The sequence below is a fragment of the Aeribacillus sp. SP014 genome (genome assembly GCF_054055575.1).
Genome location: NZ_JBSRXI010000001.1, coordinates 3,616,483 through 3,643,288, shown reverse-complemented (window position 1 = coordinate 3,643,288; position 26,806 = coordinate 3,616,483). Strand labels below are relative to the sequence as shown.

19 protein-coding genes and 1 pseudogene are annotated in these 26,806 nt (G+C 39.9%); 16 read left to right on the top strand and 4 right to left on the bottom strand.

The window, feature by feature from the left end:
• Positions 1-26: 26 nt before the first annotated feature.
• On the bottom strand, positions 27-1,652 hold the full coding sequence (locus ACVIJU_RS17875) for a methyl-accepting chemotaxis protein (RefSeq protein WP_456687833.1): 1,626 nt from the start codon (positions 1,650-1,652) through the stop codon (positions 27-29).
• A 205-nt stretch (positions 1,653-1,857) separates the two neighbouring features.
• Between ACVIJU_RS17875 and ACVIJU_RS17870 the strand changes: the two genes are divergently transcribed.
• From ACVIJU_RS17870 to ACVIJU_RS17810, 13 genes are all read left to right on the top strand, one after another.
• Positions 1,858-1,941: a putative holin-like toxin gene (locus ACVIJU_RS17870; protein WP_375338799.1), complete on the top strand. Its 84-nt coding sequence runs from the start codon at positions 1,858-1,860 to the stop codon at positions 1,939-1,941.
• A gap of 431 nt (positions 1,942-2,372) precedes the next feature.
• Entirely contained in the window at positions 2,373-4,442 is a 2,070-nt protein-coding gene (locus ACVIJU_RS17865) for a bifunctional aldolase/short-chain dehydrogenase (protein ID WP_066246794.1), read from the top strand.
• Positions 4,443-4,861: 419 nt separating this feature from the next.
• Positions 4,862-5,632: a DeoR/GlpR family DNA-binding transcription regulator gene (locus tag ACVIJU_RS17860; protein ID WP_066246791.1), complete on the top strand. Its 771-nt coding sequence runs from the start codon at positions 4,862-4,864 to the stop codon at positions 5,630-5,632.
• Between the two features lie 126 nt (positions 5,633-5,758).
• Positions 5,759-6,187 (top strand): RbsD/FucU family protein, encoded by a 429-nt coding sequence (locus tag ACVIJU_RS17855; protein WP_063389250.1) that lies wholly within the window; start codon positions 5,759-5,761, stop codon positions 6,185-6,187.
• A gap of 52 nt (positions 6,188-6,239) precedes the next feature.
• Positions 6,240-7,784, top strand: coding sequence for a xylulokinase (xylB, locus tag ACVIJU_RS17850; RefSeq protein ID WP_456687832.1), 1,545 nt, complete (start codon positions 6,240-6,242; stop codon positions 7,782-7,784).
• Positions 7,785-7,819: 35 nt separating this feature from the next.
• Complete coding sequence (locus tag ACVIJU_RS17845; protein WP_456687831.1) at positions 7,820-8,488, top strand: transaldolase family protein; 669 nt, start codon at positions 7,820-7,822, stop codon at positions 8,486-8,488.
• Between the two features lie 60 nt (positions 8,489-8,548).
• Positions 8,549-10,054, top strand: a complete 1,506-nt coding sequence (locus tag ACVIJU_RS17840) for a sugar ABC transporter ATP-binding protein (RefSeq protein ID WP_066246787.1) — start codon at positions 8,549-8,551, stop codon at positions 10,052-10,054.
• A gap of 66 nt (positions 10,055-10,120) precedes the next feature.
• Positions 10,121-11,119, top strand: a complete 999-nt coding sequence (locus tag ACVIJU_RS17835; RefSeq protein WP_063389247.1) for an ABC transporter permease — start codon at positions 10,121-10,123, stop codon at positions 11,117-11,119.
• Between the two features lie 104 nt (positions 11,120-11,223).
• A complete protein-coding gene (locus ACVIJU_RS17830; RefSeq protein WP_066246995.1) occupies positions 11,224-12,180 on the top strand; it encodes an ABC transporter substrate-binding protein in 957 nt (318 codons plus the stop codon).
• 146 nt (positions 12,181-12,326) lie between these two features.
• Positions 12,327-12,977, top strand: a complete 651-nt coding sequence (locus tag ACVIJU_RS17825; protein ID WP_063389246.1) for a class II aldolase/adducin family protein — start codon at positions 12,327-12,329, stop codon at positions 12,975-12,977.
• A 30-nt stretch (positions 12,978-13,007) separates the two neighbouring features.
• Positions 13,008-14,480 carry a rhamnulokinase gene (locus tag ACVIJU_RS17820; protein ID WP_063389245.1) on the top strand — a complete coding sequence of 491 codons (1,473 nt, stop codon included), beginning with the start codon at positions 13,008-13,010 and terminating at the stop codon, positions 14,478-14,480.
• A 23-nt stretch (positions 14,481-14,503) separates the two neighbouring features.
• Positions 14,504-16,291, top strand: coding sequence for an L-fucose isomerase (locus ACVIJU_RS17815; protein WP_456687830.1), 1,788 nt, complete (start codon positions 14,504-14,506; stop codon positions 16,289-16,291).
• 25 nt (positions 16,292-16,316) lie between these two features.
• Complete coding sequence (locus ACVIJU_RS17810; protein ID WP_456687829.1) at positions 16,317-17,966, top strand: ribulokinase; 1,650 nt, start codon at positions 16,317-16,319, stop codon at positions 17,964-17,966.
• 290 nt (positions 17,967-18,256) lie between these two features.
• Here ACVIJU_RS17810 and ACVIJU_RS17805 read toward each other — a convergent pair whose 3' ends face one another.
• Genes ACVIJU_RS17805 through ACVIJU_RS17795 form a run of 3 tightly spaced genes read right to left on the bottom strand, consistent with a single transcriptional unit; the run spans position 18,257 to position 20,805 of the window.
• Positions 18,257-19,438 (bottom strand): acetyl-CoA C-acetyltransferase, encoded by a 1,182-nt coding sequence (locus ACVIJU_RS17805; RefSeq protein WP_456687828.1) that lies wholly within the window; start codon positions 19,436-19,438, stop codon positions 18,257-18,259.
• Entirely contained in the window at positions 19,439-20,092 is a 654-nt protein-coding gene (locus tag ACVIJU_RS17800) for a 3-oxoacid CoA-transferase subunit B (RefSeq protein WP_456687827.1), read from the bottom strand.
• Positions 20,093-20,109: 17 nt separating this feature from the next.
• Positions 20,110-20,805, bottom strand: coding sequence for a CoA transferase subunit A (locus ACVIJU_RS17795; RefSeq protein WP_094245162.1), 696 nt, complete (start codon positions 20,803-20,805; stop codon positions 20,110-20,112).
• 116 nt (positions 20,806-20,921) lie between these two features.
• On the opposite strand from ACVIJU_RS17795, the gene ACVIJU_RS17790 reads away from it, so the two are divergent.
• The 3 genes and pseudogenes from ACVIJU_RS17790 to ACVIJU_RS17780 all read left to right on the top strand — a co-directional run bounded on the left by ACVIJU_RS17790 (position 20,922) and on the right by ACVIJU_RS17780 (position 26,806).
• The gene (locus ACVIJU_RS17790) at positions 20,922-21,803 is read left to right on the top strand and encodes a LysR family transcriptional regulator (protein ID WP_063389239.1); all 882 of its coding nucleotides are present in this window, start codon (positions 20,922-20,924) and stop codon (positions 21,801-21,803) included.
• 552 nt (positions 21,804-22,355) lie between these two features.
• Positions 22,356-24,504, top strand: a pseudogene (locus tag ACVIJU_RS17785) (hydantoinase/oxoprolinase family protein).
• Between the two features lie 22 nt (positions 24,505-24,526).
• Positions 24,527-26,806, top strand: coding sequence for a hydantoinase B/oxoprolinase family protein (locus tag ACVIJU_RS17780; RefSeq protein WP_063389237.1), 2,280 nt, complete (start codon positions 24,527-24,529; stop codon positions 26,804-26,806).

The following is a 26,806-nucleotide window of genomic DNA, read 5'->3' as shown; positions in this document are numbered from 1 at the left end:
AGAAAACCCCCAGTCAATCAAGACATTTATTGTAATTGAAAGCGGTTTAAAATTTTTTGAAGATGTATGACAGCATCGGAAAGAATAACCGATTCCTTTGCAAGCTCATGGATCCCTTCAATATGTTCCTCTAATGCTGCCGTTGTTTCGTTGACTGTGTTGGTGAAATCATGTGCGATTAAGTTTACATTTTCTATTAAACCTTTTAAATTGTTGCCGTTTTCACGAATGTTTATGACGTTTTCTCGATTATGCTTTAACAGAGAATGAATGTCTGAAAACATTCGCTTAAATGTCTGCATGCTTTCTTTTGTTCCAGATATAGACAAGGAAGCTTGATCAACACTTTCTTCATTTTTTTTGACGGCAGTAACGGCATGAGCTAAATCATTTCTCGTTTCTTCCAACGAAGATAAAATTTTAGCCGCAAAAGAATTTGTATCATCTGCCAGTTTGCTCACTTCTGCAGCTACAATCGCAAAGCCTTTTCCAGATTCACCTGCTCTCGCTGCTTCAATGGAAGCATTTAATGCTAAAAGGTTCGTTTGCTTGGCAATTGCTGTGATCGCAGAAGCCATTTCCATCGCTTGATCCGCTTTTTTGGATACCATTTGGATGAGGGAAGTTGCCTTTTTCGTGTCATTTTCAATATTTAGCATAAGCTGTTCCGTTTTTTCAATCATTTGTTGTCCTTCATCTGCTGAACGCATCGTTGATTGAGCGTATTCAACAACACGTTCAATTTCCGATCCCATATTTGATACACCATCTATCATCGAATTTGCCAGTTCGCTAACTTTTTTAAACGAATCGGTCTGCTGTTTGGAGCCTTTGCGGAACACTTCCATTGTTGCAGCAACTTCATCAAAAATTTCCGATAAGCGATTCGCTTCTTTTTTTTGATCTTGACTGACCTTCTTGACAGTTTTGACGGCATTGGCAAACTCGCCTAAAATCGACCGGATTCCAAAAATAATTTTATTAATTTCATAACCTATTTGATGAAACTCATTGCGTTTGCCGACAATATCTACTTCGACATGAAGGTTGCCTGATGATACAGTACGAGTGACGTTATACCATTGTCTAAGATTAGAGGTGAACGAGCGGTAAACAAAGAAGCTGTTTACTGCACTGGCGCAAATAGTTACGAAAAATAAAATAATTGCTTGACGAAAAGATAATTGCATAAATAAAGCTGTCATGAGGCAAAGAAAGCTTGGCAAAAACGATAGCATGGCAAAATTCATTTGCAAGTACGGGCGATGAATGAGTCTTCCTAACCGGATATTATAACGTTTTCCAGTACTGTCTGTAACGAGCGGACAGCTCGCATCAACAAGAATTTCTCCTGTATCACGGATATACAGCTGCAAAAGCGGTTCTTTTGTTGTAGCGGCTTTTTTGCCGACCTCATCCGAAAATACTCTTCCTTCACGAAGGCGATTGGTATGTAGCGGAGAATATCCTGTTTCATCTACGACCAAAAAATATTCGTCTTGGCCCAGCCTTTCATCGAACGTTTTTCGAATTTTGTCGAGCTGTTCGGTTAGCGGAAGCTGAGGATCTAGCTGTTTCTTAATGATATCGCTTACATGCATGACTTTTTTGAGTGCTTGTTGAGCAGCTTTTTTCTTTATTAAACGGCTCATACTTCTCCCTCCCCTTACTACAAATGTATACCCCATTTACAGAATTTTCAATAATTATTTACTAAAAATTTAATTTCTAGTAAAAAAGGAACAAATGTTCTATTTTTATAGATTCAAAATTTAGTATTTGATATAATGAAAATGCAATAGAACGGTAGACTCAAGGGTGGTTGGCATTTACCCCGTACAGAAAGGGGGTGTGCCGATGACAGTATTCGAAGCGTTAATGTTTGCAATCAGTTTTTCAAGCCTTATAATTACAATGCTGTCAAATCCGCAAAAAAAATAATCCACCCTTGAGCTGATAGCAGTGGTGGATTATTTTTTACCTGCTGCCTGATCCCCTTGAAGGGAACCGTCTGTTGCAGGGCCAAGGGTGTCGCAGCACCTTTGGTCGTCTGGTTGTTGATGCAATTTTTCAACTTCATTATACATTATTCCCTTCGCCTTGTAAAAGAGAGCCACTATATGATTCTGCTTGATTATATTCCCTTCATATTTTGATCCTTTTTTTTTATGTTGATTTACCTTTTATTTTTCCCTTGATTGAAAAATCCCAAAATAATAGACGTGAAATCAACAAGTAAACAATATACGTTTCAAATCTTAGCTATAAATAAAATATTCAAAACAAAAAAACAAAAATAAAAAAATATATTCAATAATAAACAATCATATGTTATATTTAAAATAAATAAAAACAAAAATGGAGGTCAACAGATGGTCAAAAGTTTGTGGGATTCAGAAAAAGCTAAAAAATTGTCGGAAGGTTTAGAACAGTTAGTCTACCGTTCCAATTTAATCGGAGCTGATCGCGCTGTATGTAACTGGGGCGGAGGCAATACTTCAATGAAAACAATTGAAAGCGATTTCCGCGGCCGTGAAATTGAAGTCATGTGGGTAAAAGGAAGCGGTTCAGATTTAGCGACAATGAAAGCACACAATTTTACAGGACTTAAATTGGAAGATATCCGCCCGCTTATAGAACGAGATGAAATGTCCGATGAAGAAATGGTTGCCTATTTATCTCATTGCATGATTGATCACAAGCATCCACGCCCTTCGATTGAAACTTTGCTGCACGCATTTCTTCCGTTTAAGCATGTTGATCACACGCATCCTGATGCGATTATCAGCATTTGCTGTGCGGACAACGGAAAGCAAATTGCTGAGGAGATTTACGGCAACCGATTTGTTTGGGTGCCTTACGTGCGTCCTGGATTTACGCTTTCCAAAATGATTGCTGAAGGCGTGAAAAACAACCCGAATGCAGAGTTAGTGTTGATGGAAAAACACGGCTTAGTCACATGGGGCGATACTTCAGAGGAATGCTATGCAAAAACGATTTCTATTATTAATGAAGCTGAAAACTATATTAAAGAGCGCATCGATGAAGAAAAAGCATTTGGCGGATTAAAATATAAAGCCCTTTCCAAAGATGAAAGAAAAGAAATTCTAGCGGAAATATTGCCAGTTATTCGCGGTGCTGTAAGCGATGAAAGAAAAATGATTTTAACTTGGGATGACGGAGAGGATGTTCTTCAGTTTGTTAACAGCCGAAACGCAAAGGAACTTTCTCAAATAGGCGCAGCATGCCCTGATCATTTAGTTCACACGAAGCGGGTTCCTTTATACATCGAATGGGATCCGCAAACAGAAAATAAAGAGCAATTAAAGGAAAAAATAAAAGAAGGAGTTTCCAATTATAAAAAAGACTACAAAGCTTATTTTGAGCGGAACAAAAACGAAGGGGACAAAATGTTTGAAGCTGCCCCTAGAGTAATCTTAATTCCTGGTATTGGAATGGTGAATACAGGGAAAAACGAAAAAATGTCAAGGATCAGCGGAGCTCTTTATCATCGCGCCATCGCTGTCATGAAAGGGACAGATGCGCTCGGGAAGTTCGTCTCATTAAACGAAAATGAGTCTTATAATGTAGAATATTGGCCGCTTGAGCTCTACAAATTAACGCTTGCTCCGCCAGAAGCAGAATTTTCGCGCAAAGTGGCTTTTGTCACAGGCGGTGCAGGAGGAATTGGCAGTGCGACGTGCCGACGTCTAGCCAGCGAAGGCGCACATGTTGTCATTGCTGATTTAAACATCGAAGGAGCAGAGGAAAAAGCTAAAGAAATTAACGAAAAATATGGCGAAAATCGTGCAATTGCCGTCAAAATGGACGTAACAAAAGAGGAAGAAGTGCAAGCTGCCTTTAAAGAAGCTGCCCTTGCCTTCGGCGGAGTCGATATTATTGTCAACAACGCTGGACTTGCTACATCCAGTCCGTTCGATGAAACAACTTTGCAAGAATGGAATTTAAATATGAACGTTCTTGGTACAGGATACTTTTTAGTAGCTCGCGAAGCGTTTAAACAAATGAAGGCGCAAGGTATTGGCGGGAATATGGTATTTGTTGGCTCGAAAAATTCAATTTATGCTGGAAAGAATGCGGCTGCTTACAGTGCTGCAAAGGCGCTTGAAACTCATTTGGCAAGATGTATTGCTGCTGAAGGCGGCCAATACGGAATACGTGTAAACTCCGTTCTTCCGGATGCCGTTCTTCAAGGCTCTGCAATATGGGATTCTAAGTGGCGTGAAGAGCGTGCAAGAGCTTATGGAATTTCACCGGATGAATTAGAAGATTATTATAAAAAACGAACAACATTATTAGTAAATGTGTATCCTGAAGACATTGCAGAGGCGATTGCATTTTTTGCATCTTCTAAAGCTGAAAAAACAACAGGATGCATGATCACAGTTGACGGCGGTGTTCCAGCGGCATTTACTAGATAATCTTTCAACAATACAAAAGAGCAATAGCCTATTGGCCATTGCTCTTCATGAAAATTCTCCACATAACAGTTATCGGTTATTATAACGAATTCGTGAATAAGAAAGATTTAAACATTGCAGCAGGTCATCCCCCTTCAACAACGTACGGAGACTTAACCATCAGGAGGCTTTCGGAAAGCGGAAAAGGGCATAAAAACCTTTTCCGCTTTAAAAAATAATAGATGCGCTGTGAGAAAACCGCTTTGAGCCTGATGCGCTAAAAATATTGGTGACAATGATTTAATGATTCATTTTATTTATAATGTGGTATATTATTTTCTGGCAGTGCTTGAAATCTTTAGGACATATTGTGGTAATGTGGTATATTATTTTCTGATAACTATTGAAAAACTTTTGAACATATTGGGGGGACGTGCAAGGTGCTTGTAGCCGAAAGACATAGGAAAATAGTTGAAATCGTTAACAAAAAATTAAGTGTACGAGTATCGGAGCTTAGCAAAATGTTTTCAGTCACGGAGGAGACGATACGAAGAGATTTAGAAAAGCTGGAAAAGGAAGGGAGGCTTCTGCGCAGCCACGGGGGAGCGGTCAGCATTGAAAGAGACCAGCAGCTCGAATTGTCCTATTTAGAACGTGAAGTCACAAATGCCAAAGAAAAAAAAGCAATCGCTGCAGAAGCAGTTAAGCTCATACAGCCAGGAGACCAGATTGTTTTAGATGCAAGTTCGACGGCATGGTATATGGCAAAGGAACTGCCAAATGTACCACTAACAGTTATAACAAATTCCATTAGAGTAGCAATTGAATTAAGTGTCAAAGATCAAATTAAAGTAATGTCAACCGGCGGAATGCTCTCTTCAAAATCATTATCGTATATTGGTCCTCTCGCAGAACGATCTTTGGAAACATACCATGTCAATAAAGCTTTCCTATCCTGTAAAGGTGTGCATCTTGAAGGTGGACTCAGCGATTCGAATGAATGGCAAGCATTAATAAAAAAGCAGATGATGGAGATAGCAGATAAAACCATTTTACTAGTTGACTCCAGCAAGTTTGGCGTTCGGACGTTCGCTTTAATCAATCATATTGAGAAAGTAGACGAAATTATTACAGATTCCAATATCCATCCAGCATATAAAAAAGAGTTTGAGGGAAAAAACACAAAAATCACAATCGTTCCTTTATCGTAAAAGGGGTCAAATTGTTTCAAAATAAAACAAAAAAAACAAAAAATTTTTTATAATAACACTCTTTATTTTTTTTGGTATATTTGATAATATAAAAACAAACAAAAATAAACAAAGGTTGTGTAAGCGTTGTTAAAAGGTATTCCAAAGAATCTTTCTCCTGAGCTGTTAAAAATTTTGATGGAAATGGGCCATGGTGACGAAATTGTCATTGCAGACGGGAATTTTCCGGCAGCAAATTTTGCTCAAAGATTGGTTCGAGCTGACGGACATGGTGTTCCTGAGCTGTTGGATTCTATCTTAGATTTGTTTCCGTTGGATACTTTTGTGGATAAACCGGTGGCTCTCATGCAAGTAGTAAACCAAAATGAAAGCAAACCGGCCATTTGGGACGAATATAAAAAACTTCTGGAGAAAAAATGTTCCGAACCATGGGATATAGAATTTATGGAGAGATTCAGCTTTTATGAAAGAGCCAAAAATGCTTATGCAATTATCGCAACGAGCGAGAGTGCGCTTTATGCCAATATCATTTTAAAAAAAGGTGTCATTTCATAATAGATTTCATTGGGAAACTAGTACATTTTCCGTTCAAGATGGAAGCGATAGGATGGTGGAGACAATATGGTGCAAAAATTTTATTCTTGCTCATGATCTTGGGACAAGCGGAAATAAATCCACATTAATATCGCCGGACGGTGAAATCATAGCTCATACTACCTATCAATATTCCACCATTTTTTTGAAGCAGCATTGGGTTGAACAAAATCCGAATGATTGGTGGGATGCCGTGGCAAATGCATCAAAACAACTTATTGCAGAAGCAAAAATTGATCCGAAACAAATTGCATGCATTACGTTCAGCGGCCAGATGATGGGGGCTGTCCCAGTCAATCATAAAGGAGAAGCTGTAAGAAATGCAATTATTTGGGCTGATATGCGTTCGGCGCAAAAAACAGAAGCAATTGCAGAAAAGATAGGAATGAAAGAACACTATGAAATTACTGGAAACAGATTATCCCCATCCTATTCTGCAGCAAAAATTAATTGGATTCAAGAAAATGAACCATCTGTTCATAAAGAAACATTTAAATATTTACAAGCAAAAGATTATATAATTGCTAAACTAACGGGTAAATTTGCCACCGACTATTCTGATGCAAGCGGCACGAATCTATTAAATATTAAAAAGAAAGAATGGTCGGAAGAATTAATAAAATTATGGCAAATTGATGATGAAAAATTGCCTGAGATTTTGCCTTCAACAGCGGTTGTTGGTGAAGTTCATTCAAAGGCGGCGGAAGAAACAGGTCTGATGCCTGGTACACCTGTTGTAATGGGCGGTGCAGATGGGTGCTGTGCTGCATTAGGTGCAGGTGCGATTGATGAGGGAGATATTTTTAATTACATTGGCTCTTCTTCCTGGATCTCATTTTCGTCATCTCGTCCAGTTTTTGATCAAGAAATGCGGACATTCAATTTTATCCATTTGGATGAAAATAAATATATTCCCATCGGAACGATGCAAGCAGCAGGGACTTCCTTTCAATGGTTAAGAGACATACTATTTCAAGAAGTTTTGAAAACGGATGCAGCGAAGAATATTTATGAAATGATGAATGAAGAGGCTGAAAGCTCACCAATCGGCTCCAATCAATTGATTTTTCTTCCGTATTTAATGGGGGAGCGGTCTCCTTGGTGGAATCCAAACGCAAAAGGCAGTTTCATAGGATTAACGATCAATCATAAACGTTCTGATTTGATTCGTGCTGTTTTGGAAGGGATTTCAATGAATTTAAAACTTATTTTCGATGCTCTGCAAGAAAATTATGATCGGCCATTTCAAGACATATGGCTGTTTGGAGGCGGAGCGAAAAGCAGAATATGGCGGCAAATGCTGGCTGATCTTTTCGGTGTTACCATCCGTATACCGAAAATTTTGGATGAAACGACCTCAATGGGCGCTGCGGTTGCAGGCGGTGTAGGAGTAGGCCTTCTGAAAGATTTGACAGCAGCGAAAGCTTGGTGTGTTGAAGCTGAATCATTTGAACCAGATCAACGCAACCATCAATCTTATCAAACAGCTTTGAAAGCGTTTGAACAAGTTTATAAACAAGTGGAGCCGATTTTTAATCAATGGAACGGGGTTGAATAAATGTACAAACAATTGTGCGAGAAAGGGGGAAAATCATGGACATTTATTTAGACACCGCAAATGAACAAGAAATAGAATTTGCTTCAAAATATGGCTTTTTAGCAGGGATTACAACAAATCCAAGCATTATTTCAAGAGAAAATAGAGAGTTTCGGCAAATTATTGTGGATATTTCCTCCAAAATTAATGGAGAAGTCTGGTGCCAGGTAACAGGAGAAACAGCTGAAGAAATGATCCTTGAAGGGAGAGAAATGTCCACATGGGGAAAAGATATTGTCATTAAACTCCCGATGACTGAAGAAGGATTATCCGCAGCTTATCAATTGAAACAGGAAGGCATAAAGGTGAATATGACTCTTATTTATACACTGCCTCAAGTTGTATTAGCTGCCAAAGCAGGGGTGGATTTTATAAGCCCTTACATCGGAAGAATGGATGATCATGCGATTGACGGGCTGCAATTTATTAAAGAGGCAAAAGAAATTATTCATCAAATGCATGCGGAAACGAAAGTTATTGGAGCAAGCATCCGAAATCCGCAGGTTGTCGTTGATCTTGCAAAATCAGGCGCAGATGCTGTAACGATGCCATTTTATATTTTTAAGAAAATGTTTGCGTCAGATCTTACAAATATCGGGTTAAAAGGGTTTTTAAAAGATTGGAAGCAGTACCAATCCGCGAAAAAATCTGAAAAATCTTATTAATGTAAAAGTGGAACAAAAATTCAGGACGGATAATGACAGTTACGTAAAGTAGGTGATAGGATGTCAGCTCAATTATTAAGAATGGAAGGGATAAGCAAAAGTTTTCCTGGAGTAAAGGCATTATCAAAAGTTCGACTGGATTTAAATTATGGGGAAGTTCTAGCATTAGTTGGCGAAAATGGTGCTGGGAAATCGACTTTAATGAAAATTTTGTCTGGAGTCTATCAAAAAGATGAAGGTGAAATCTACTTAGAAGGCAACAAAGTTGAAATTCCTAATGCGAAAGCAGCACAGGAAATGGGCATTAGCATTATACACCAAGAACTAAATTTAATGCCTGATTTAACGGTTGCCCAAAACATTTTTATTGGCAGGGAGCCTCGCACCGGATTTAATTTCTTTTTGAAGGAAAAGGAATTGAATGAAAAAACAGCCGAGTTGCTTGAGAAACTCAATATTAATTTAAATCCTAAAGAAACAGTATCAGATTTAACAGTGGCAAAGCAGCAGATGGTGGAGATTGCGAAAGCGTTATCTTACAATGCGAAAATTATCGTGATGGACGAACCAACTGCCGCTTTGACGGAATCTGAAATTAAAACATTATTTGATTTAATTGAAAATTTAAAAAACAAAGGTGTTGGCATCATTTATATTTCACACAGAATGGAAGAATTGAAAGTCATTTCTGATCGAATAACAGTCATGCGCGACGGTCAATACATCGACACGTTATATACGAAAGATACAGATATGAAAAAGGTAATTTCGTTAATGGTAGGCCGTCAAATCCAGGATGAATCTCGTCCTACAACGACGGTTTCAAAAGAGGCTGAAACAGTCCTGGAAGTGAAAAACTTATCGACCAAAAACTTTTTAGAAAATATCAGCTTTACTTTGAAAAAAGGAGAAATTTTGGGCTTTGCCGGTTTGATGGGAGCTGGACGCACAGAAGTAGCAAGAGCCATTTTCGGTGCTGACAAAATTGATGAAGGGCAAATTTTTATCAATGGAAAAGAAGTGAAAATCAATAAGCCTGAAGATGCAGTAAAACACGGAATTGCCTATTTGTCTGAGGACAGAAAGCGATACGGCTTAATGCTTGAAATGGACGTGAATTCGAATATATTAATTTCTTCACTGAGCAATTATGTGAATTGGCTGACCTTTGTCAATGACTCAAAAGGATATGTAACATCAGAAGAGTATGTAAAGTCGCTGAAAATTAAAACGCCAAGCATCAAACAGCTAGCGAAGAATTTATCGGGAGGAAACCAGCAAAAAATTGTCATTGCCAAATGGCTTGCTAAAAACTGTGACATTTTAATCTTTGATGAACCTACACGCGGAATTGATGTTGGAGCGAAAACTGAAATATATCAGCTGCTAAATGAACTGGCTCAGCAAGGAAAATCCATTATTATGATTTCTTCCGAATTACCGGAAATATTAAGAATGAGCCATCGAATCATCGTCATGTGTGAAGGAAGAATCACCGGAGAGTTGACGAACGAGGAAGCATCTCAAGAAAAGATTATGGATTATGCAACACGAACTAGATCATAAATTGGAGTCCGATTTAAGTATCATTTATGTCAAAAGGATTTGGAATACAAAACGAGGAGGATCAATATGAGTACAGGAACTGCACCTAACACAGAAACAAAAAAGAGTGGAAATCTATTAAAATCCAATGCACTGCAACAAATATTGGCATTTGCTAGTTTAATTGTACTTATTCTGTTTTTTACCATTTCCTCCGATAACTTTTTAAATTGGACTAATATTACCGGGATATTATTATCAACGACAGTTATCGGAATCATGGCGTTAGGAACTACATTTGTTATTATGACTGGAGGAATTGACCTTTCCATTGGTACAGGAATGACGCTATGTGCTGTTATGACAGGGGTATTTATCGTCTTTTGGGATTTGCCAATTATAGTCGGCATTTTAGGCGGAATTTTGACTGGTGCTTTAATGGGATTTATAAGCGGATTCAGTGTTTCAAAATTAAAAATTCCTCCATTTATTGCAACATTGGCGATGATGATGATCGCGAAAGGATTAGCACTTGTTATTTCAGATGCAACTCCAATTTATTTTAGTGATAAACCTAGCTTCAGTGAAATTGCATTAGGTTCAATTATACCAGGATTTAATTTGCCTAACGGTGTCCTAATTTTCATTATTATGGCAATTATTGCAGGAATTTTATTAACGAAATCTATTTTTGGCCGCTTTACAACTTCTATTGGAAGCAATGAAGAAGCGACAAGATTATCCGGTATCAATACGGATAAATGGAAAATCATCATTTACACGGTTGCAGGTGTGTTTACAGGAATAGCAGGAGTTTTAATGGCTTCAAGGCTTAATTCAGCACAGCCTGCTTTGGGAGCCGGGTATGAGTTGGAAGCAATTGCAGCTGTCGTTATCGGAGGGACTTCGTTAAGTGGTGGTAAAGGAACTATTTTAGGAACAGTTATTGGGGCTCTAATTATGAGCGTATTAACAAACGGTTTGAGAATTATGTCAATCCCTCAAGAATGGCAGACAGTTGTTGTTGGATTTGTCATTTTGGTTGCAGTTTATATCGATATTATCCGTCGAGGCAAAAGCAGTTAAATTCCGTTTTTTATCTCTAGTTACAAACTAGAGTTAAAAAATAAAAAAATTATAAGGGGGAAAATTCAGTGAAGAAATGGTTGTTAACTCTATGCGGTATTTTAATGTTGTCGCTCATTTTGTCAGCATGCGGAAGCTCCTCGAAAAACGAGAGCGAAGGAAGCTCTGAATCCGCAGGAGGCGACAGTGGAAAACCCTATATCGCTATTGTCTCTAAAGGATTCCAGCATCAATTCTGGCAAGCTGTTAAAAAAGGTGCTGAACAAGCAGCAAAAGAGTTTGACGTAGAAATTACGTTTGAAGGTCCAGAAAGTGAATCTCAAGTCGACAAACAAATTGAAATGTTAAGAACAGCTATTGATAAAAAGCCGGATGCAATTGGTTTTGCAGCTCTAGACAGCCAAGCATCAATTCCTTTATTAAAAGAAGCGGATGAAAAAGGTATTCCGATTATTGCATTTGACTCAGGGGTTGACAGCGATATTCCTTTGGCAACTGCATCTACAGATAACAAAGCTGCTGCAGCGTTAGCGGCAGACAAAATGGCTGAAAAAATTGGAGGCAAAGGAAAAGTTGCGCTAATTGTTCATGACCAAACAAGTATAACTGGTGTTAACCGCCGAGATGGATTTGTTGAGAGAATAAAAGAAAAATATCCAGATATTGAAATTGTCGACATTCAATATGGCGGCGGTGACCAATTAAAATCTACAGACTTAGCGAAAGCAATCATCCAAGCGCACCCTGACTTAAAAGGGATCTATGGTGCAAACGAAGGTTCAGCTATCGGTGTAATTAATGCAGTAAAAGAAATGAATAAACAAGGCAAAATTGTTGTCATCGGCTTTGACTCTGGTAAACAGCAAATTGAAGCGATTAAAGACGGTACAATGGCAGGAGCCATTACACAAAATCCGGTCGGTATCGGCTATGAAACAGTAAAAGCTGCTGTTCAAGCAATCAATGGCGAGAAAGTAGAAAAGGTTATTGACACAGGATTCTATTGGTATGACAAAACCAATCTTGATAATGAAGAAATTAAATCTGCCATTTACGAATAATAACCTGAAAGCTGGGGATGCATTTTGCAGCCCCAGTTATAAAAATACTTGAAGGGGAAAAAGATTAACCAGCTCATAAAAACAGGGTGAAACGAAACTTAAAAATTGTTTTCAAGATGATAAACATATACTAGAGGTGGAATTTAATGTCAGCAGTAATCGGAGAACTAAAAAAATATGCACATAAAATTGTAGATGCTGGTTTAGTTGTTGGAGCCGGTGGAAATCTTAGCATGCGTGATGGTGAATATATGTACATTTCACCAAGCGGCTTTGATTTAAAGGAGATTGAAGATGATCAATGGGTTAAAGTAAAAATTGACACTGGAGAAGTTTTTGGAGATTTAAAACCTTCCTCCGAATTGCTCATGCATTTAGAATGCTTTCGGCGAAATCCAGAAATCAATGCAGTGTTGCATGCGCATCCTAGCTACTCTGTTGGAGTCTCTAGTGCAGGGAAAGATATCCCAATGCTTTTCCCCGATTTTCCTGCAATGGTAAAGAAAGTTTCCTACTTAGATTATATTATTCCTACAACCAATCTTTTAGCAGAAGCTGTTGGAGAAGTCATCCATGACAGCGATGTCATTGTGATGAGGAATCATGGGGTGCTCACAGTCGGCAAAACGATGAAAGAAGCATTTTTTTATATGCAGTTAACCGAAGAATCAGCAAAAGTATTTACCATCGCTTCAACTGTCGGTACTCCGAGAATTTTAACGGAACAAGAGTGCGAAGATTTACGAAATTTATCATCCGAAAAGTATCGGGCCAGTCTGTTAAAGAAGAAGTCATAAACAGGCTTATTTTACGGGAGTGCGTATGACATGAAAAGAGTACTAGCTTTTGATTTGGGTGCTTCGAATGGTCGATTAATACTCGGAGAATATGAAAATAAAAAATTAAACATAACAGAAATTCACCGTTTTCAAAATAACCCCATCACGATCGGAGATCATTTGCATTGGGATTTAAACTACTTATTTACTGAAATGAAAAAAGGAATAAAAAAATTTGTCGAGGTTTATGGAAAAAGGATCGATGGAATTGGTTTTGATACATGGGGAGTAGATTTCGGTCTCATTTCTGAGGAAGGAGATCTATTAGAAAACCCGTATTCTTATCGGGATACACATACCGTTCTCTTTATGGATGAAGTCCATGAGAAGATAGATAAGAAAAAACTTTTTCAAATGACTGGCGTAGAGCCAGCTGCCATCAATACGCTTTATCAGCTGTATGCAATTTTGAAAACAAGGCCTGAGCTAATAGAAAAGGCAAAATATATATTAATGACACCGAGTCTGTTCGCCTATTTGTTTACAGGGGAAATCAAAAATGAATTTACAATCTCGTCGACTTCTCAACTATTAAATTGGGAAAAAAAAGATTGGGATGAGACGATTTTAAATAAGCTGTTTGCAGATAAGGTGAATTTTGCACCTCTGGCAGAAACGAATCGCATTTTGGCCAAAACGAAAGCATCTATTAATAAGGAATTAGGGATCGATCCGGCCAATGTCATCGCGGTTCCAGGACACGATACAGCTTGTGCTTTAGGTGCCATGCCGATTCAAAATGATCAAACAAGCTGTTTTATGAGCTGCGGAACATGGGTGCTGATCGGTGTGACGGTTGAAAAGCCGGTTGTTTCAGATGAAGCTTATGAATGGGGCTTCACAAATGAAGGGACATTTGACGGGAAGTTCCGTTTGCAAAAAAACAATACCGGCTTATGGTTTATTCAACAGTGTAAAAAAGAATGGAACGATAATGGCGAAGGCATCTCCTATGAAGAAGAAAGCCGGCTGATAGAAGAAGCAGAACCGTTCCGTTCTTTTATAAATCCAAATGATCCATCGTTTTTTAACCCGCCAAGCATGCTGAAAGCTATTCAAGATTATTGTCAAAAAACTTTACAGCCTATTCCGGAAACGAAAGGGCAATTTTTGAGATGTATATTGGAAAGCTTAGCTTTTCAATACCGTTTCGTGATCGAACGGCTGGAAAATTTAATCCACCATAACATCCGGTCGATTCATATGGGAGGCGGGGGAATACAAAACAAATGGTTTTGTCGATTTATTGCTGGCGCCGCAAAGCGTACCGTTTATGCAGGGCCGGTGGAAGCCAGCGCAATCGGCAATATGCTTTCTCAATTAATTGCCCTTGGAGAAATTGCAGACTTAGAAGAAGCAAGAAAAATTGTTACCAACTCCTTTAGCTTTAAAACATATGAACCCGAAAACTGTGATCATTGGGAAAAACATTATAAATCATTTCTAGCAATCATTAAATAAATAACATACAGGAGGAATGAAAGATGGCAAAAGATCCACGATATGTAGGAAATCTACCAAAGATAGGAATACGCCCGACGATCGACGGCAGAAGAAAAGGAGTTCGTGAATCATTAGAAGAAACAACAATGAACATGGCAAAAGCTGTAGCTAAATTACTGGAGGAAAATGTTTTTTATTATAATGGACAGCCAGTGGAATGTGTGATTGCAGATACATGTATTGGAGGAGTAAAAGAAGCGGCAGAAGCAGCTGAAAAGTTTGCAAGAGAAGGCGTTGGCGTTTCGATTACTGTTACTCCATGCTGGTGCTATGGAACTGAAACAATGGATATGGATCCTCACATTCCGAAAGCAGTTTGGGGATTCAATGGAACAGAAAGACCTGGCGCAGTCTATTTAGCTGCGGTTCTAGCAGGTTATAACCAAAAAGGACTTCCTGCCTTTGGAATTTACGGTAAGGATGTTCAAGATGCAGGAGATACGAATATACCTGAAGATGTAAAAGAGAAGCTCATTCGTTTTGCAAAAGCAGGACTGGCTGTTGCTATGATGAAGGGTAAATCTTATCTCTCCATTGGATCTGTATCAATGGGAATTGCAGGAAGTGTTGTGCAAGAAGACTTTTTCCAAAACTATCTTGGAATGAGAAATGAATATGTTGATATGAGCGAATTCGTGCGCAGAATTGAACTGGAAATTTACGATAAAGAGGAATATGAAAGAGCCTTAAAATGGGTGAAGGAAAACTGTAAAGTTGGACCGGACAACAATCGCGACGGCTTTAAAAGAACAGAAGAGCAAAAGGAAAAAGATTGGGAAATCAGCGTAAAAATGGCTCTTATCGCACGCGACTTAATGGTTGGCAATAAAAAATTAGAAGAAATGGGATATGGAGAAGAAGCTCTAGGAAGAAACGCCATTGTTGCTGGTTTCCAAGGACAGCGTCAATGGACCGACTATTTCCCAAATGGAGATTTTATGGAAACGATTTTAAATTCATCTTTTGACTGGAACGGAAAAAGAGCGCCATATATTTTTGCAACGGAAAATGATAACTTGAACGGAATTTCCATGTTGTTCGGCTACCTTTTAACTAATACGGCGCAAATTTTTGCCGACGTGAGAACTTATTGGAGTCCGGAGGCTGTCAAGCGGGTAACTGGCTATACTCTTGAAGGGAGAGCGGCAAACGGAATCATCCATTTAATTAATTCTGGAGCGGCTGCATTGGATGGAACAGGAGAACAAACAAAAGACGGCAAACCAGTTATTAAACCATACTACGAATTGACAGATGAAGATATAAAAAAATGCTTGGAAGCAACACAATTTAGACCTGCTTCAACTGAATACTTCAGAGGCGGCGGATATTCAACTGACTTTTTAACAAAAGGCGGCATGCCTGTAACGATTTCGCGCTTAAATATTGTTAAAGGGCTGGGTCCTGTTCTGCAAATTGCAGAAGGATATACGGTTGATTTGCCGGAAGAAGTTCATGACGTGCTTGACAAACGGACCGATCCAACTTGGCCTACCACTTGGTTTGTTCCGAATCTAACCGGAGAAGGTGCATTTAAAGATGTTTACTCGGTTATGAATAGCTGGGGAGCCAACCATTGTTCCATCAGCTATGGTCATATTGGAGCCGATTTAATCACGCTGGCATCCATTCTTCGCATTCCGGTAAATATGCACAATGTACCTGAGGAAAAAATATTCAGACCAGATGCTTGGAGCATGTTTGGAACAAAAGATCTTGAAGGCGCTGATTACAGAGCATGTAAAAACTTTGGGCCGATCTATAAATAACAAGTAACAAAGGAACGGGATGCTTATGAAAAAATACGCAATCGGAGTAGATTTTGGGACTGAATCTGGAAGAGTTGTCTTAGTAGATGTTGCAACTGGTGAGGTTGCTGGTACTCATTCCACACAATATAAACATGGAGTCATAACGGAAACTCTTCCTCATAAGCAGGTGAAGCTGAAAAACAGTACAGCTCTTCAGCACCCGCAAGATTATTTAGATGTGCTGGAAACGTCCATCCCGAGAGTGTTAGAGGATTCCGGGGTGAGCAAAGATGATATCGTCGGCATAGGAATTGATTTTACATCCTGTACAATTCTGCCTGTCGATGAACAATTAACACCATTATGTTTTCAGGAAAAATGGAAAGATGAGCCGCATGCATGGGTAAAATTATGGAAACATCATGCAGCGCAGCCAGAAGCAGATACAATTAATCAATTAGCAAGCGAGTCGAATGAAGAATGGTTAAAGCGTTATGGTGGAAAAATTTCGTCAGAATGGATGCTGCCGAAAATATTAGAAATTATACATGATCGTGAGGAGCTCTATCATGAAGCGGCATTGTTCCTTGAAGCAGCTGATTGGCTGACGTCGCTGATGGTCGGTGAAGTGAAACGAAATAGCTGTTCTGCCGGCTATAAAGGAATGTGGCATAAACAGGAAGGCTATGTAAGAAAAGAATTTTTAAAAAGACTTCATCCATTGATGGAAAATATTTATGAAACAAAACTGTCGGGTGAAGTGGTTCCGATCGGCAGCAAGGCTGGCGAGCTGACGGAAGAGTTTGCAGCAAAAATTGGACTAAAACCAAAAACACCGGTTGCCATTGGAATTATAGATGCTCATGCTGCTGTTCCAGGTGCAGGAGTTACCGCACCTGGAAGCATGGTTATGGTTATGGGAACCTCCACCTGTCATATGCTGTTAAGCACAAAAGAAGAGTTTGTCGAAGGAATCAGCGGAGTCGTCGAAGATGGAATAATCCCTGGCTACTACGGATATGAGGCAGGCCAGGCTGCTGTTGGCGACATTTTTGCATGGTTTGTTAAAGAGCTTGTGCCGGGTTATGTCGAAAGAGAAGCGGAGGCCAAAAATCTATCCATTCATCAATATTTGGAGCAAAAAGCCAGCACATTGCCTCCAGGATCAAAAGGATTGCTGGCATTGGATTGGCATAATGGAAATAGAACTCCGTTAGTTGATGCCAATTTGTCAGGTTTATTAGTCGGTCTTACGCTGAATACAAAACCTGAAGAAATTTACCGTGCATTAATTGAATCAACAGCATTCGGGACACGCTTGATCATTGAAAGCTTTGAGAATGCAGGAATCGAAATTAATGAATTGGTTGCATGCGGCGGACTGCCTCATCAAAATGAAATGCTCATGCAAATATATGCAGATGTAACGGCAAGACCAATCAAGATCGCATCTAACAAAATCACATCAGCCATCGGAGCTGCAATGTTCGGAGCTGTTGCTGCAGGATCAAAACTAGGTGGATACGATACGATCGAAGAAGCAGCAGCAAATATGGCCAAATTAAAAGACAAAGTTTTTTATCCGAAACAGGATCACGTAGAAAAATATAATTTGTATTATGAAGAGTATAAAAAATTGGTAAACTATTTCGGCCGCGGAACGAACAATGTGATGAAAAAAATAAAAAATTAATACAAAATACGGGGGTGTCTAATAAGTCGCTTTTACGGCTTATTGATGCCCCCTTTAATGTTTTGAAACGTTGATATATCGATGTTTATGATTTTTTGCTTTCAATGGGGCCTGATTTTATGGAGGCTTCTTTTTTTATTTTGCACTGGCGCACAAAACTACTGATGCTAAATGTTTTAATAGAATCAAAGCTTGATGCAAAATGGCGATTATGTTTCTATTAAATCAATATAATAATTAGTTTGGTCAAATTCACTCTTTTTGTTTATAGGTTTCAAATTATATCCATTTTATTTTACTTCAATCATCACGGCATCTCCCTGACCGCTTCCAGAACAGATCGCTGCGATTCCAATCCCTCCTCCGCGACGGCGTAATTCGTACGCTAGTGTCAAAAGAATACGCGCGCCGCTTGCGCCGATTGGGTGACCAAGGGCAACAGCACCGCCATTTACATTCACTTTTTCCGGATCGATTCCCGCAATTTTTATACTAGCGAGTGCAACGACTGCGAATGCTTCATTAATTTCGAACAAGTCGATATCATCGACAGATTTCCCCGTCTTTTTCAATAGCTCAAGAATGACAAGGCCCGGTGTTATTGGAAAATTTTCTGCTTCAACCGCAACTTCTGCATGGCCAATGATGGTTGCAAGAACGTTTTTACCTTCTCTTTTTGCCCGTTCATCGCTCATCAGTACAAGCGCTGCAGCTCCATCATTAATTCCAGGTGCGTTGCCGGCTGTAATCGTTCCATCTTTGTCAAATACAGGAGGTAATGTTGCCAGAATCTCTTTCGTTGTGTCTTTTCGCGGTGATTCATCTTTATAAATGACAAGCGGGCTGCCTTTACGCTGTGGAATTTCAACCGCTGCAATCTCTTCTGCCATCTTGCCTTCTTCGATTGCTGCAATTGCTCTTTTATGGCTTCTCACAGCCCAATTGTCCTGTTCTTCACGCGATATTTCATACTCTTTCGCAATTTTGTTTCCGTACGTCCCCATATGAACACCAGTAAAACTGCATGACAGGCCATCATGAATCATTAAATCAATCATCTGTGCATTACCCATTCTTAACCCCCATCTTGCGTTCTTCAATGCATATGGAGCGTTTGACATTGACTCCATGCCGCCTGCCAAAATGACTTCTTCGTCGCCTGCCCGAATGATTTGATCAGCCATTGTTACACTGCGAAGACCGGATGCACAAACTTTATTCACTGTTTCTGTTTTAATGCTCCAAGGAATACCTGCTTCACGAGCTGCCTGGCGCGACGGGATCTGTCCCTGTCCAGCCTGAAGAACATTTCCGAAAATGACTTCATTCACATCTTCAGGCTTTACTTCTGCTCGCATTAAAGCCTCTTTCATCGAAATACCGCCAAGCTGTGATGCTGTTAATTGAGCAAGCGATCCGTTAAATTTTCCAATCGGGGTACGCGCGCCTTCTAAAATAACTGTCTTTACCATTTAATTCACCTCCGAAAGTTCAGGAGAAACTGTGAATTTTGCATCTGTTTTTGCTATCACTTCATCAACTGAAACACCATCCATTGTTTCAATCAGCACCATCCCTTGATCTGTAAAGTCAAACACGGCTAAATCGGTAATCAATCGATGGACGACCCCTTTTCCAGTAAGTGGAAGTGTACATTCTTTCTTCACTTTCGATTCCCCGCTCTTGTTCAAATGTTCCATAATGACGATGACACGTTTCGCACCGTTTACAAGATCCATTGCTCCGCCCATACCTTTGACCATTTTCCCTGGAATCATCCAATTGGCTAAATCGCCGTTCTCTGAAACTTCCATACCTCCTAAAATAGCAAGATCAATATGTCCTCCACGAACCATTGCAAATGATTCGGCACTGTCAAAAAATGAAGCGCCGAGCACTGTAGTAATCGTTTCTTTACCAGCGTTAATCAAATCGGGATCTTCCTCCCCTTCAACCGGATAAGGTCCAATGCCAAGCAGCCCATTTTCTGAATGTAATAAGATGTTGAAATTGGACGGAATCTCATTGGCAATAAGTGTTGGCATTCCGATACCAAGATTGACAATCATTCCGTTTTCAATTTCCTTTACCGCACGCTTAACAATCTTTAATCGATTGTTAGACATCCTGATCACTCCTTCTTTTATTTAGTAACCACTGTTCTCCGCTCAATGCGTTTTTCATAATTCGTTCCTACCAGTAAGCGTTGAACATAAATACATGGTGTGTGAATTTCGTCCGGATCAAGTTCACCAGGTTCAACAATTTGTTCCACTTCCGCTATGGTGATTTTACCTGCCATTGCGGCAAGCGGATTAAAATTTCGCGCTGTTTTCCGATACACAAGATTCCCATAAGTATCAGCCTTCCACGCTTTTACAAAAGCAAAATCTGCAACGATGGCTTCCTCCAGCAAATATGTTTTTCCGTTGAACTCTCTTTCTTCTTTTCCTTTTGCGATCGGCGTTCCGACACCTGTTGCGGTATAAAAAGCCGGAATTCCTGCTCCACCTGCTCTCATTCGTTCTGCAAGAGTACCTTGTGGTATAAGTTCTACTTCTAAATCGCCGCTTAAAAATTGCTGTTCAAAAATTTTATTTTCCCCGACGTAGGAAGCGACCATTTTTTTGATTTGTTTATTTTTGAGTAGAAGACCAAGTCCCCAATCATCGACACCACAATTGTTGCTGTAAATAGTCAAATTCTTTGTCCCCTTGTCACGTAAAGCTTGAATAGTCTTTTCTGGAATTCCGCACAACCCAAATCCGCCTACAACAATGGATGCACCGTCTTGAATGTCTGAAACCGCTTCCGAAAATGAATTCATGATTTTGTTCATGAACATCTCCTCCTTTCTTTGTCTTATGTAAGAGTTTACATTCCCATTATCTATAAGTAAAATAGATAAAAAGAATACAATTTATTCCAATAGTGAATAAATAAGGGGGGAGTATGGTGGAATTTCGTGATATTCAATCTTTCATTGATGTTGCCAATCATAACAGCTTTACAAAGGCTGCTGAATATTCCTACTTATCACAGCCTTCATTGAGCAAAGCCGTTAAAAAGCTTGAAGCTGAGCTGCATGTTGAACTGATCGAAAGGTCAACTCGTCATCTCCGTTTGACAGATGCAGGTCAAATTGTATATCAGCAAGGAAAAAAATTGATTGAAACGTTGGAAGAAATGAAAATGTTATTAGATGAACTTTCTAATCTTGCGACTGGAGAGATTAAGATGGGGGTTCCGCCGCTCATTGGAACTTTGTTTTTTCCTTCTATTGCTAGAATGTTTCATCAAAACTATCCGAATGTGAAACTTGAACTTATAGAGCTTGGGGCAAAGGTCATCGAACAATTAGTGGAAGAAGGAGAGATTGACATTGGCATAGTTGTACTGCCTGTAGACGAATCCGTTTTTCATATTCATCCGTTTATTACAGAAGAATTTGTCTTGTTTATTCATCGTGACCACCCAATTGCACAAAAACAAACAGTTTCAGTACATGAATTAAAAGATGAACCGTTTATATTGTTTTCGAAAAACTTCAAACTCCACGATTACATCATCAACACATGTAAAAATGCAGGCTTTACTCCAATTGTTTCATATGAAAGCTCGCAATGGGATTTAATTCTTGAGCTTGTTTCATCAAAACTAGGTATTACTTTAATGCCGAAAATGATTTTTCATAAACAGAACAGCCCCAACATCACGATTGTTCCGCTTAAAGATCCGCCTCTTCTTTGGAGACTCGGCATCATTACGAGAAAAGGCAGATATCACTCATTTGCTTTAAAAAAATTGCTGGAAATGCTTAAAGAAAATCCATTATGATTTTTCAAACGTATTTATCGTTTCGATAATGGGGACTTTCATCAAAGTATCAACTGTTTCCGGTGAAAATTTGAGAACATTCAAACTTGTTTTTTACATTGAAACAAAATGAAACTGCAGTTATTGTTCATCAAATTTTCCATCATAAAATTAGGACGGTACAATAGTGGCTTTGTCATTCAAGTCGTCTTTGTTGTCCCTTGGAAAATTCCTTGTCGTTATTTTTATGTTTACTAGACTAAAAGATGGTCTATTTTTTTACAAAAAATCTCTTGATCGAGCTTAAGCTGTCTGTCGAATATCATGGAGCAAGCAACAAAATTCTATTGGCGAATTGCAACAAATTCTTTTTTAGCTGTATTGTTGTACGAAAAAATTGTAGCGAAACAGTGTAGCGATTCGCTACAATTCATCATTCTCTTTCACCATTCTCTAATTTTCGAAAGCCTTTTCTCTTCTTAATTTTTTGATAATTTTTAATATTGGCACGAATGTTGCAAAGTAAAAAGCGAAAACAAAATCAATTTTTGAAAAAAGAAAGGAGAGAAATGGATGGAAGCAGTAACAACTCGCAATGCACAAATACTTGCTATCGATGCAGGGGGAACGATGACAGATACCTTCATTATTGACGACAATGGTGAATTTGTCGTCGGAAAAGCACAATCCACACCTGAAGATGAATCAATTGGTCTTCTCAACTCTGCAAGGGATGCACTAACTTACTGGAACACAACAGTAGAAGAAGAATTTCCTAAATTGCTTGCGGGTGTCTACTCCGGAACAGCGATGCTGAATCGTCTCGTGTCAAGGAAAGGACGCCGCGTCGGTCTGATCGTTAATAAAGGGATGGAGGATTTCCATCGAATGGGCCGGGCGATCCAGGCTTACCTAGGATATTCTTATTCAGACCGTTTACACTTGAATACTCATCGTTACGATCCTCCACTTGTACCGAGAGAATTGACAAGAGGCGTAACAGAAAGAGTCGATTTATTTGGAAACGTTGTCATTCCACTTTATGAACATGAAGTGGAACCAGCAGTATTGGACCTTCTGGAACAGGATGTCGAAGCAATTGTGATCAGTTTGCTTCATTCTTACAAATATCCGCAGCATGAACGAAAAATTAGGGATATTGCAAAGGAAGTCATGAAGAAAGTCGGAAAAGAAGTGCCTGTGTTTGCATCGGTTGATTATTACCCTGTTAGAAAAGAGTCTCACCGCACAAATACAACCATTATTGAAGCATATGCAGCAGACCCGTCTCGGGAGACATTGTCGAAAATTGATAACATGTTAAGAAATCACGGGGCAAAATTTGATCTTCGGGTCATGGCCAGCCACGGTGGAACGATAAGTACGCGTGCAAATGAACTGGCAAGAACGCTCGTTTCAGGTCCGATTGGGGGAGTAGTTGGCGCGAAATATCTTGGTGAACAACTCGGTATTCGCAATATTGCATGCTCGGATATCGGCGGAACAAGTTTTGATATGGCTCTTATTACTCAAGGGGATTTGAGTATTAATACAAGCCCAGATATGGCAAGGCTTGTACTATCATTACCGCTTGTTTCCATGGATACTGTTGGAGCTGGGGCCGGCAGCTTTGTGCGAGTGGATCCGAACTTCAAATCATTAACACTTGGACCGGACAGCGCAGGTTCGAGAGTCGGCGTTTGTTATCCGGAGGGCGGCATAGAAACGGTAACAGTAACCGACTGCCACGTTGTTCTTGGACTAATCAACCCGGATAATTTCCTTGGCGGCGAGGTTAAGCTATATCCGGAAAGAGCTTATGAAGCATTGAAGAAGCAGGTCGCCGATCCGCTCGGATTATCTGTTGAAGACGCAGCATACGGTGTTATCGATCTGCTTGAGTCGCAACTGCGCAATTATCTTGAATCTATGATCCTTGGAAAAGGGTATTCGCCATCTCAATATGTATGCTTCTCTTATGGAGGCGGCGGTCCGCTTCATACTGCCGGCTACACAAAAGGTCTTGGCTTTGAAGATGTTCTAGTACCGGCGTGGGCAGCTGGATTTTCTGCTTTTGGCTGCGGTGCGGCAGACTTTGAATACCGCTATGATAAAACACTTGATATCAATGTAAACAACGGGGATGAAGACAGCAGTAAGCTGAAGGCAGGTAAAGAATTGCAGGATGCTTGGGATGAACTAATCGAAAAAGTGGCAGCTGAATTTGAGAAAAATAACTTTAAACGACAAGATGTGAGTTTCCGTCTTTATTTCCGCATGCAGTACCAAGGTCAGTTAAACGACCTTGAAATTGAATCGCCGATTCAAAAGTTTAAGGATATTAACGACTGGGAAGAGCTTGTCAAAGCATTCGAAGAAACGTATGCGAGAATTTACGCAAAAGCGGCCAAATCGCCTGAACTCGGTTACAGCATCACAGGAGCAATCGTACGCGGTATTGTTGAAGTGGCAAAACCGAAAATTTCCTGAGGAGCCTTTATCTGGAGAAACTCCGCCGTCAGAAGCGTTTCTTGGCCAGCGTGATGTGTATTGGAAGGGCGAGTGGATCAAAGCAAACATTTGGGAAATGGAAAAATTGAAGCCAGGGAACAAAATCGGTGCATTTTCAATTTTAGAATCTCCAGCCACAACGTTTGTGATTCCGCCTGGTTTTGAAACATATCTTGATGAGCATCGCATTTTCCACTTAAAAGAACTTTAAGGAAAAAGGAGGGTATTTTTTCATGACGATTACTGAAAAAACAATACAAAGCCAGAAAAATATTGGTTGGCACGGAAAAACACTCAAGCAAATGCGTAAAGAAATTGATGAAATCAGCCGAGAGACAGGACATTACGCAGGTTTAAAAACATTGCCATTAAAAGAGTCATATCCAATCCGCTATGAAAAGATCTTTTCAAAATTGCGGGGAGGAGTTGTGCATGCAAGGGAAACGGCCAAAAGAGTGGCGGCCTCCCCGATTGTTGAGCAAGAAGGGGAATTATGCTTTACTTTATACACTCCTGAAGGAGATTCGATTGTAACTTCTACTGGAATTATCATTCACGTCGGGACGATGGGCGCAGCGATTAAATACATGATTAAAAACGATTATGAAGAGAATCCGGGAATTGAAGACGGAGATATTTTCTGTAACAATGATTGCCAGATCGGAAATGTGCACCCATGTGACGTTCATACAATTGTTCCAATCTTTTACGAGGGCGAGCTGATAGGCTGGGTTGGCGGAGTTACCCACGTAATTGATGTTGGGGCGACTGCACCAGGAAGTATGACCGTTGGACCAGTTAGCCGTTACGATGACGGTTATCAAGTGGCCTGCCGTAAAATCGGTAAAAACGATACGCTCTTAAAAGATTGGCTTATTGAAAGCCAGCGTTCTGTCCGAACAACAAAGTACTGGCTTCTTGATGAACGGACTCGCGTTGCCGGCTGCCATATGATCAGAGACCTTGTCCTTGATATTGTCAAGGAGGAAGGTGTCGACACTTATAAACAATTTATTCGCGAGGTAATTGAGGATGGACGGCGCGGTTTTGTCAATCAAGTAAAAACGTTGCTGATTCCGGGTAAATACCGCCAAGTTTCATTTGTGGACGTACCATATAAAAACCTAGATGTTCCTCCTTACGCTCGTGTAAACACGATTATGCATGCCCCAACAGAACTGACTGTTCACAAAGATGGCAAGTTCCAAATCGACTTTGAAGGCGTTAACAGATGGGGATGGCACAGCTACAATGCTACACCTGTTTCGATTACGAGCGGAATATGGGTCATGATGTCGCAAACGCTCATCCCGAACGATCGGGTTAATGATGGCGCTTATTATGCGAGCCAGTTCGACTTGCCTTACGGTTCATGGCTAAATCCGGACGATATTCGGACCGCTCACAGCTATGCATGGCACTTCCTTGTATCTGCATGGAGTCCATTATGGCGTGCACTTAGCCGCAACTACTTTGCACGCGGGTATTTAGAAGAAGTTAACGCCGGAAATGCCAACACTTCTAACTGGCTGCAAGGAGGAGGATATAACCAATTTAACGAAAATCATGCCGTTAACAGCTTCGAATCAGCAGCCGAAGGGGTCGGAGCAAGTGCGGTAAGAGACGGTATTAACCATGCGGCAGCCATCTGGAACCCTGAAGGTGATATGGGAGATATGGAAATTTGGGAGCTCGCAGAACCGCTTCTTTATTTGGGACGAAGCATAAAACCAAATACAGCAGGGTATGGAAAATACCGGGGAGGCAGCGGCTACGAGACTTTGCGGATGGTATATGGTGCAAAAGACTGGACGATGTTCTTTATGGGAAATGGCTATATGTCAAGTGACTGCGGTTTAATGGGAGGCTATCCAGCAGCGTCAGGATACCGTTTTGAAGCACATGGAACGAATTTGAAAGAACGGATCGAAAAAAGACTGCCTATTCCTACAGGGGGAGACAGTGATCCGGATAATCCAGAATACGATACTTTAATGGAAGCAAAGGAAATTATCCGTGATAAGCAATCCATTACAACAGAAACAATTTTTGAAAATTACGATCTGTATTTAAATTACCTTCGTGGGGGCCCTGGTTTTGGGGATCCGCTTGAGCGCAAGCCGAAAATGATTGAGGATGATTTAAATGAAGGACTGCTGCTGCCGCGTTATGCAGAAAGCGTTTACGGAGCAGTTGTCAGCAAAAATGAAAAAGGCAAGTATATCGTTGATGAAAAAGCGACAGAAAAACGCCGCAAAAAAATAAGAAAAGAGCGTCTAAAGCGCGGGGTTCCTGTAAAAGAATGGATGGAGCAGGAGAGACAAAAAATTCTAAACAAAGAAGCGGCTGTACAGGTTCGTCATATGTATGCCGGCAGCTTTGCCTTAAGTGAAAAATTTGCGAATGAGTTTAAACAGTTCTGGAATCTGCCGACAGAATGGCATTTATCAGAAGATGAGTTAGGTGTACCAACCTTCGGAGCAAAAATAAATCATCAGAAAAAAACGGGGTGA

Excerpts from the sequence above, each read along its gene's own strand:
- ACVIJU_RS17835 (WP_063389247.1), top strand. The coding sequence starts at position 10,121 with ATGAGTACAGGAACTGCACCTAACACAGAAACAAAAAAGAGTGGAAAT.
- ACVIJU_RS17800 (WP_456687827.1), bottom strand. The coding sequence starts at position 20,092 with ATGTCTAACAATCGATTAAAGATTGTTAAGCGTGCGGTAAAGGAAATT.
- ACVIJU_RS17795 (WP_094245162.1), bottom strand. The coding sequence starts at position 20,805 with ATGAACAAAATCATGAATTCATTTTCGGAAGCGGTTTCAGACATTCAA.
- xylB (WP_456687832.1), top strand. The coding sequence starts at position 6,240 with ATGGTGGAGACAATATGGTGCAAAAATTTTATTCTTGCTCATGATCTT.
- ACVIJU_RS17825 (WP_063389246.1), top strand. The coding sequence starts at position 12,327 with ATGTCAGCAGTAATCGGAGAACTAAAAAAATATGCACATAAAATTGTA.
- ACVIJU_RS17840 (WP_066246787.1), top strand. The coding sequence starts at position 8,549 with ATGTCAGCTCAATTATTAAGAATGGAAGGGATAAGCAAAAGTTTTCCT.
- ACVIJU_RS17815 (WP_456687830.1), top strand. The coding sequence starts at position 14,504 with ATGGCAAAAGATCCACGATATGTAGGAAATCTACCAAAGATAGGAATA.
- ACVIJU_RS17810 (WP_456687829.1), top strand. The coding sequence starts at position 16,317 with ATGAAAAAATACGCAATCGGAGTAGATTTTGGGACTGAATCTGGAAGA.
- ACVIJU_RS17875 (WP_456687833.1), bottom strand. The coding sequence starts at position 1,652 with ATGAGCCGTTTAATAAAGAAAAAAGCTGCTCAACAAGCACTCAAAAAA.
- ACVIJU_RS17845 (WP_456687831.1), top strand. The coding sequence starts at position 7,820 with ATGGACATTTATTTAGACACCGCAAATGAACAAGAAATAGAATTTGCT.
- ACVIJU_RS17820 (WP_063389245.1), top strand. The coding sequence starts at position 13,008 with ATGAAAAGAGTACTAGCTTTTGATTTGGGTGCTTCGAATGGTCGATTA.
- ACVIJU_RS17865 (WP_066246794.1), top strand. The coding sequence starts at position 2,373 with ATGGTCAAAAGTTTGTGGGATTCAGAAAAAGCTAAAAAATTGTCGGAA.
- ACVIJU_RS17805 (WP_456687828.1), bottom strand. The coding sequence starts at position 19,438 with ATGGTAAAGACAGTTATTTTAGAAGGCGCGCGTACCCCGATTGGAAAA.
- ACVIJU_RS17870 (WP_375338799.1), top strand. The coding sequence starts at position 1,858 with ATGACAGTATTCGAAGCGTTAATGTTTGCAATCAGTTTTTCAAGCCTT.
- ACVIJU_RS17780 (WP_063389237.1), top strand. The coding sequence starts at position 24,527 with ATGACGATTACTGAAAAAACAATACAAAGCCAGAAAAATATTGGTTGG.
- ACVIJU_RS17830 (WP_066246995.1), top strand. The coding sequence starts at position 11,224 with ATGTTGTCGCTCATTTTGTCAGCATGCGGAAGCTCCTCGAAAAACGAG.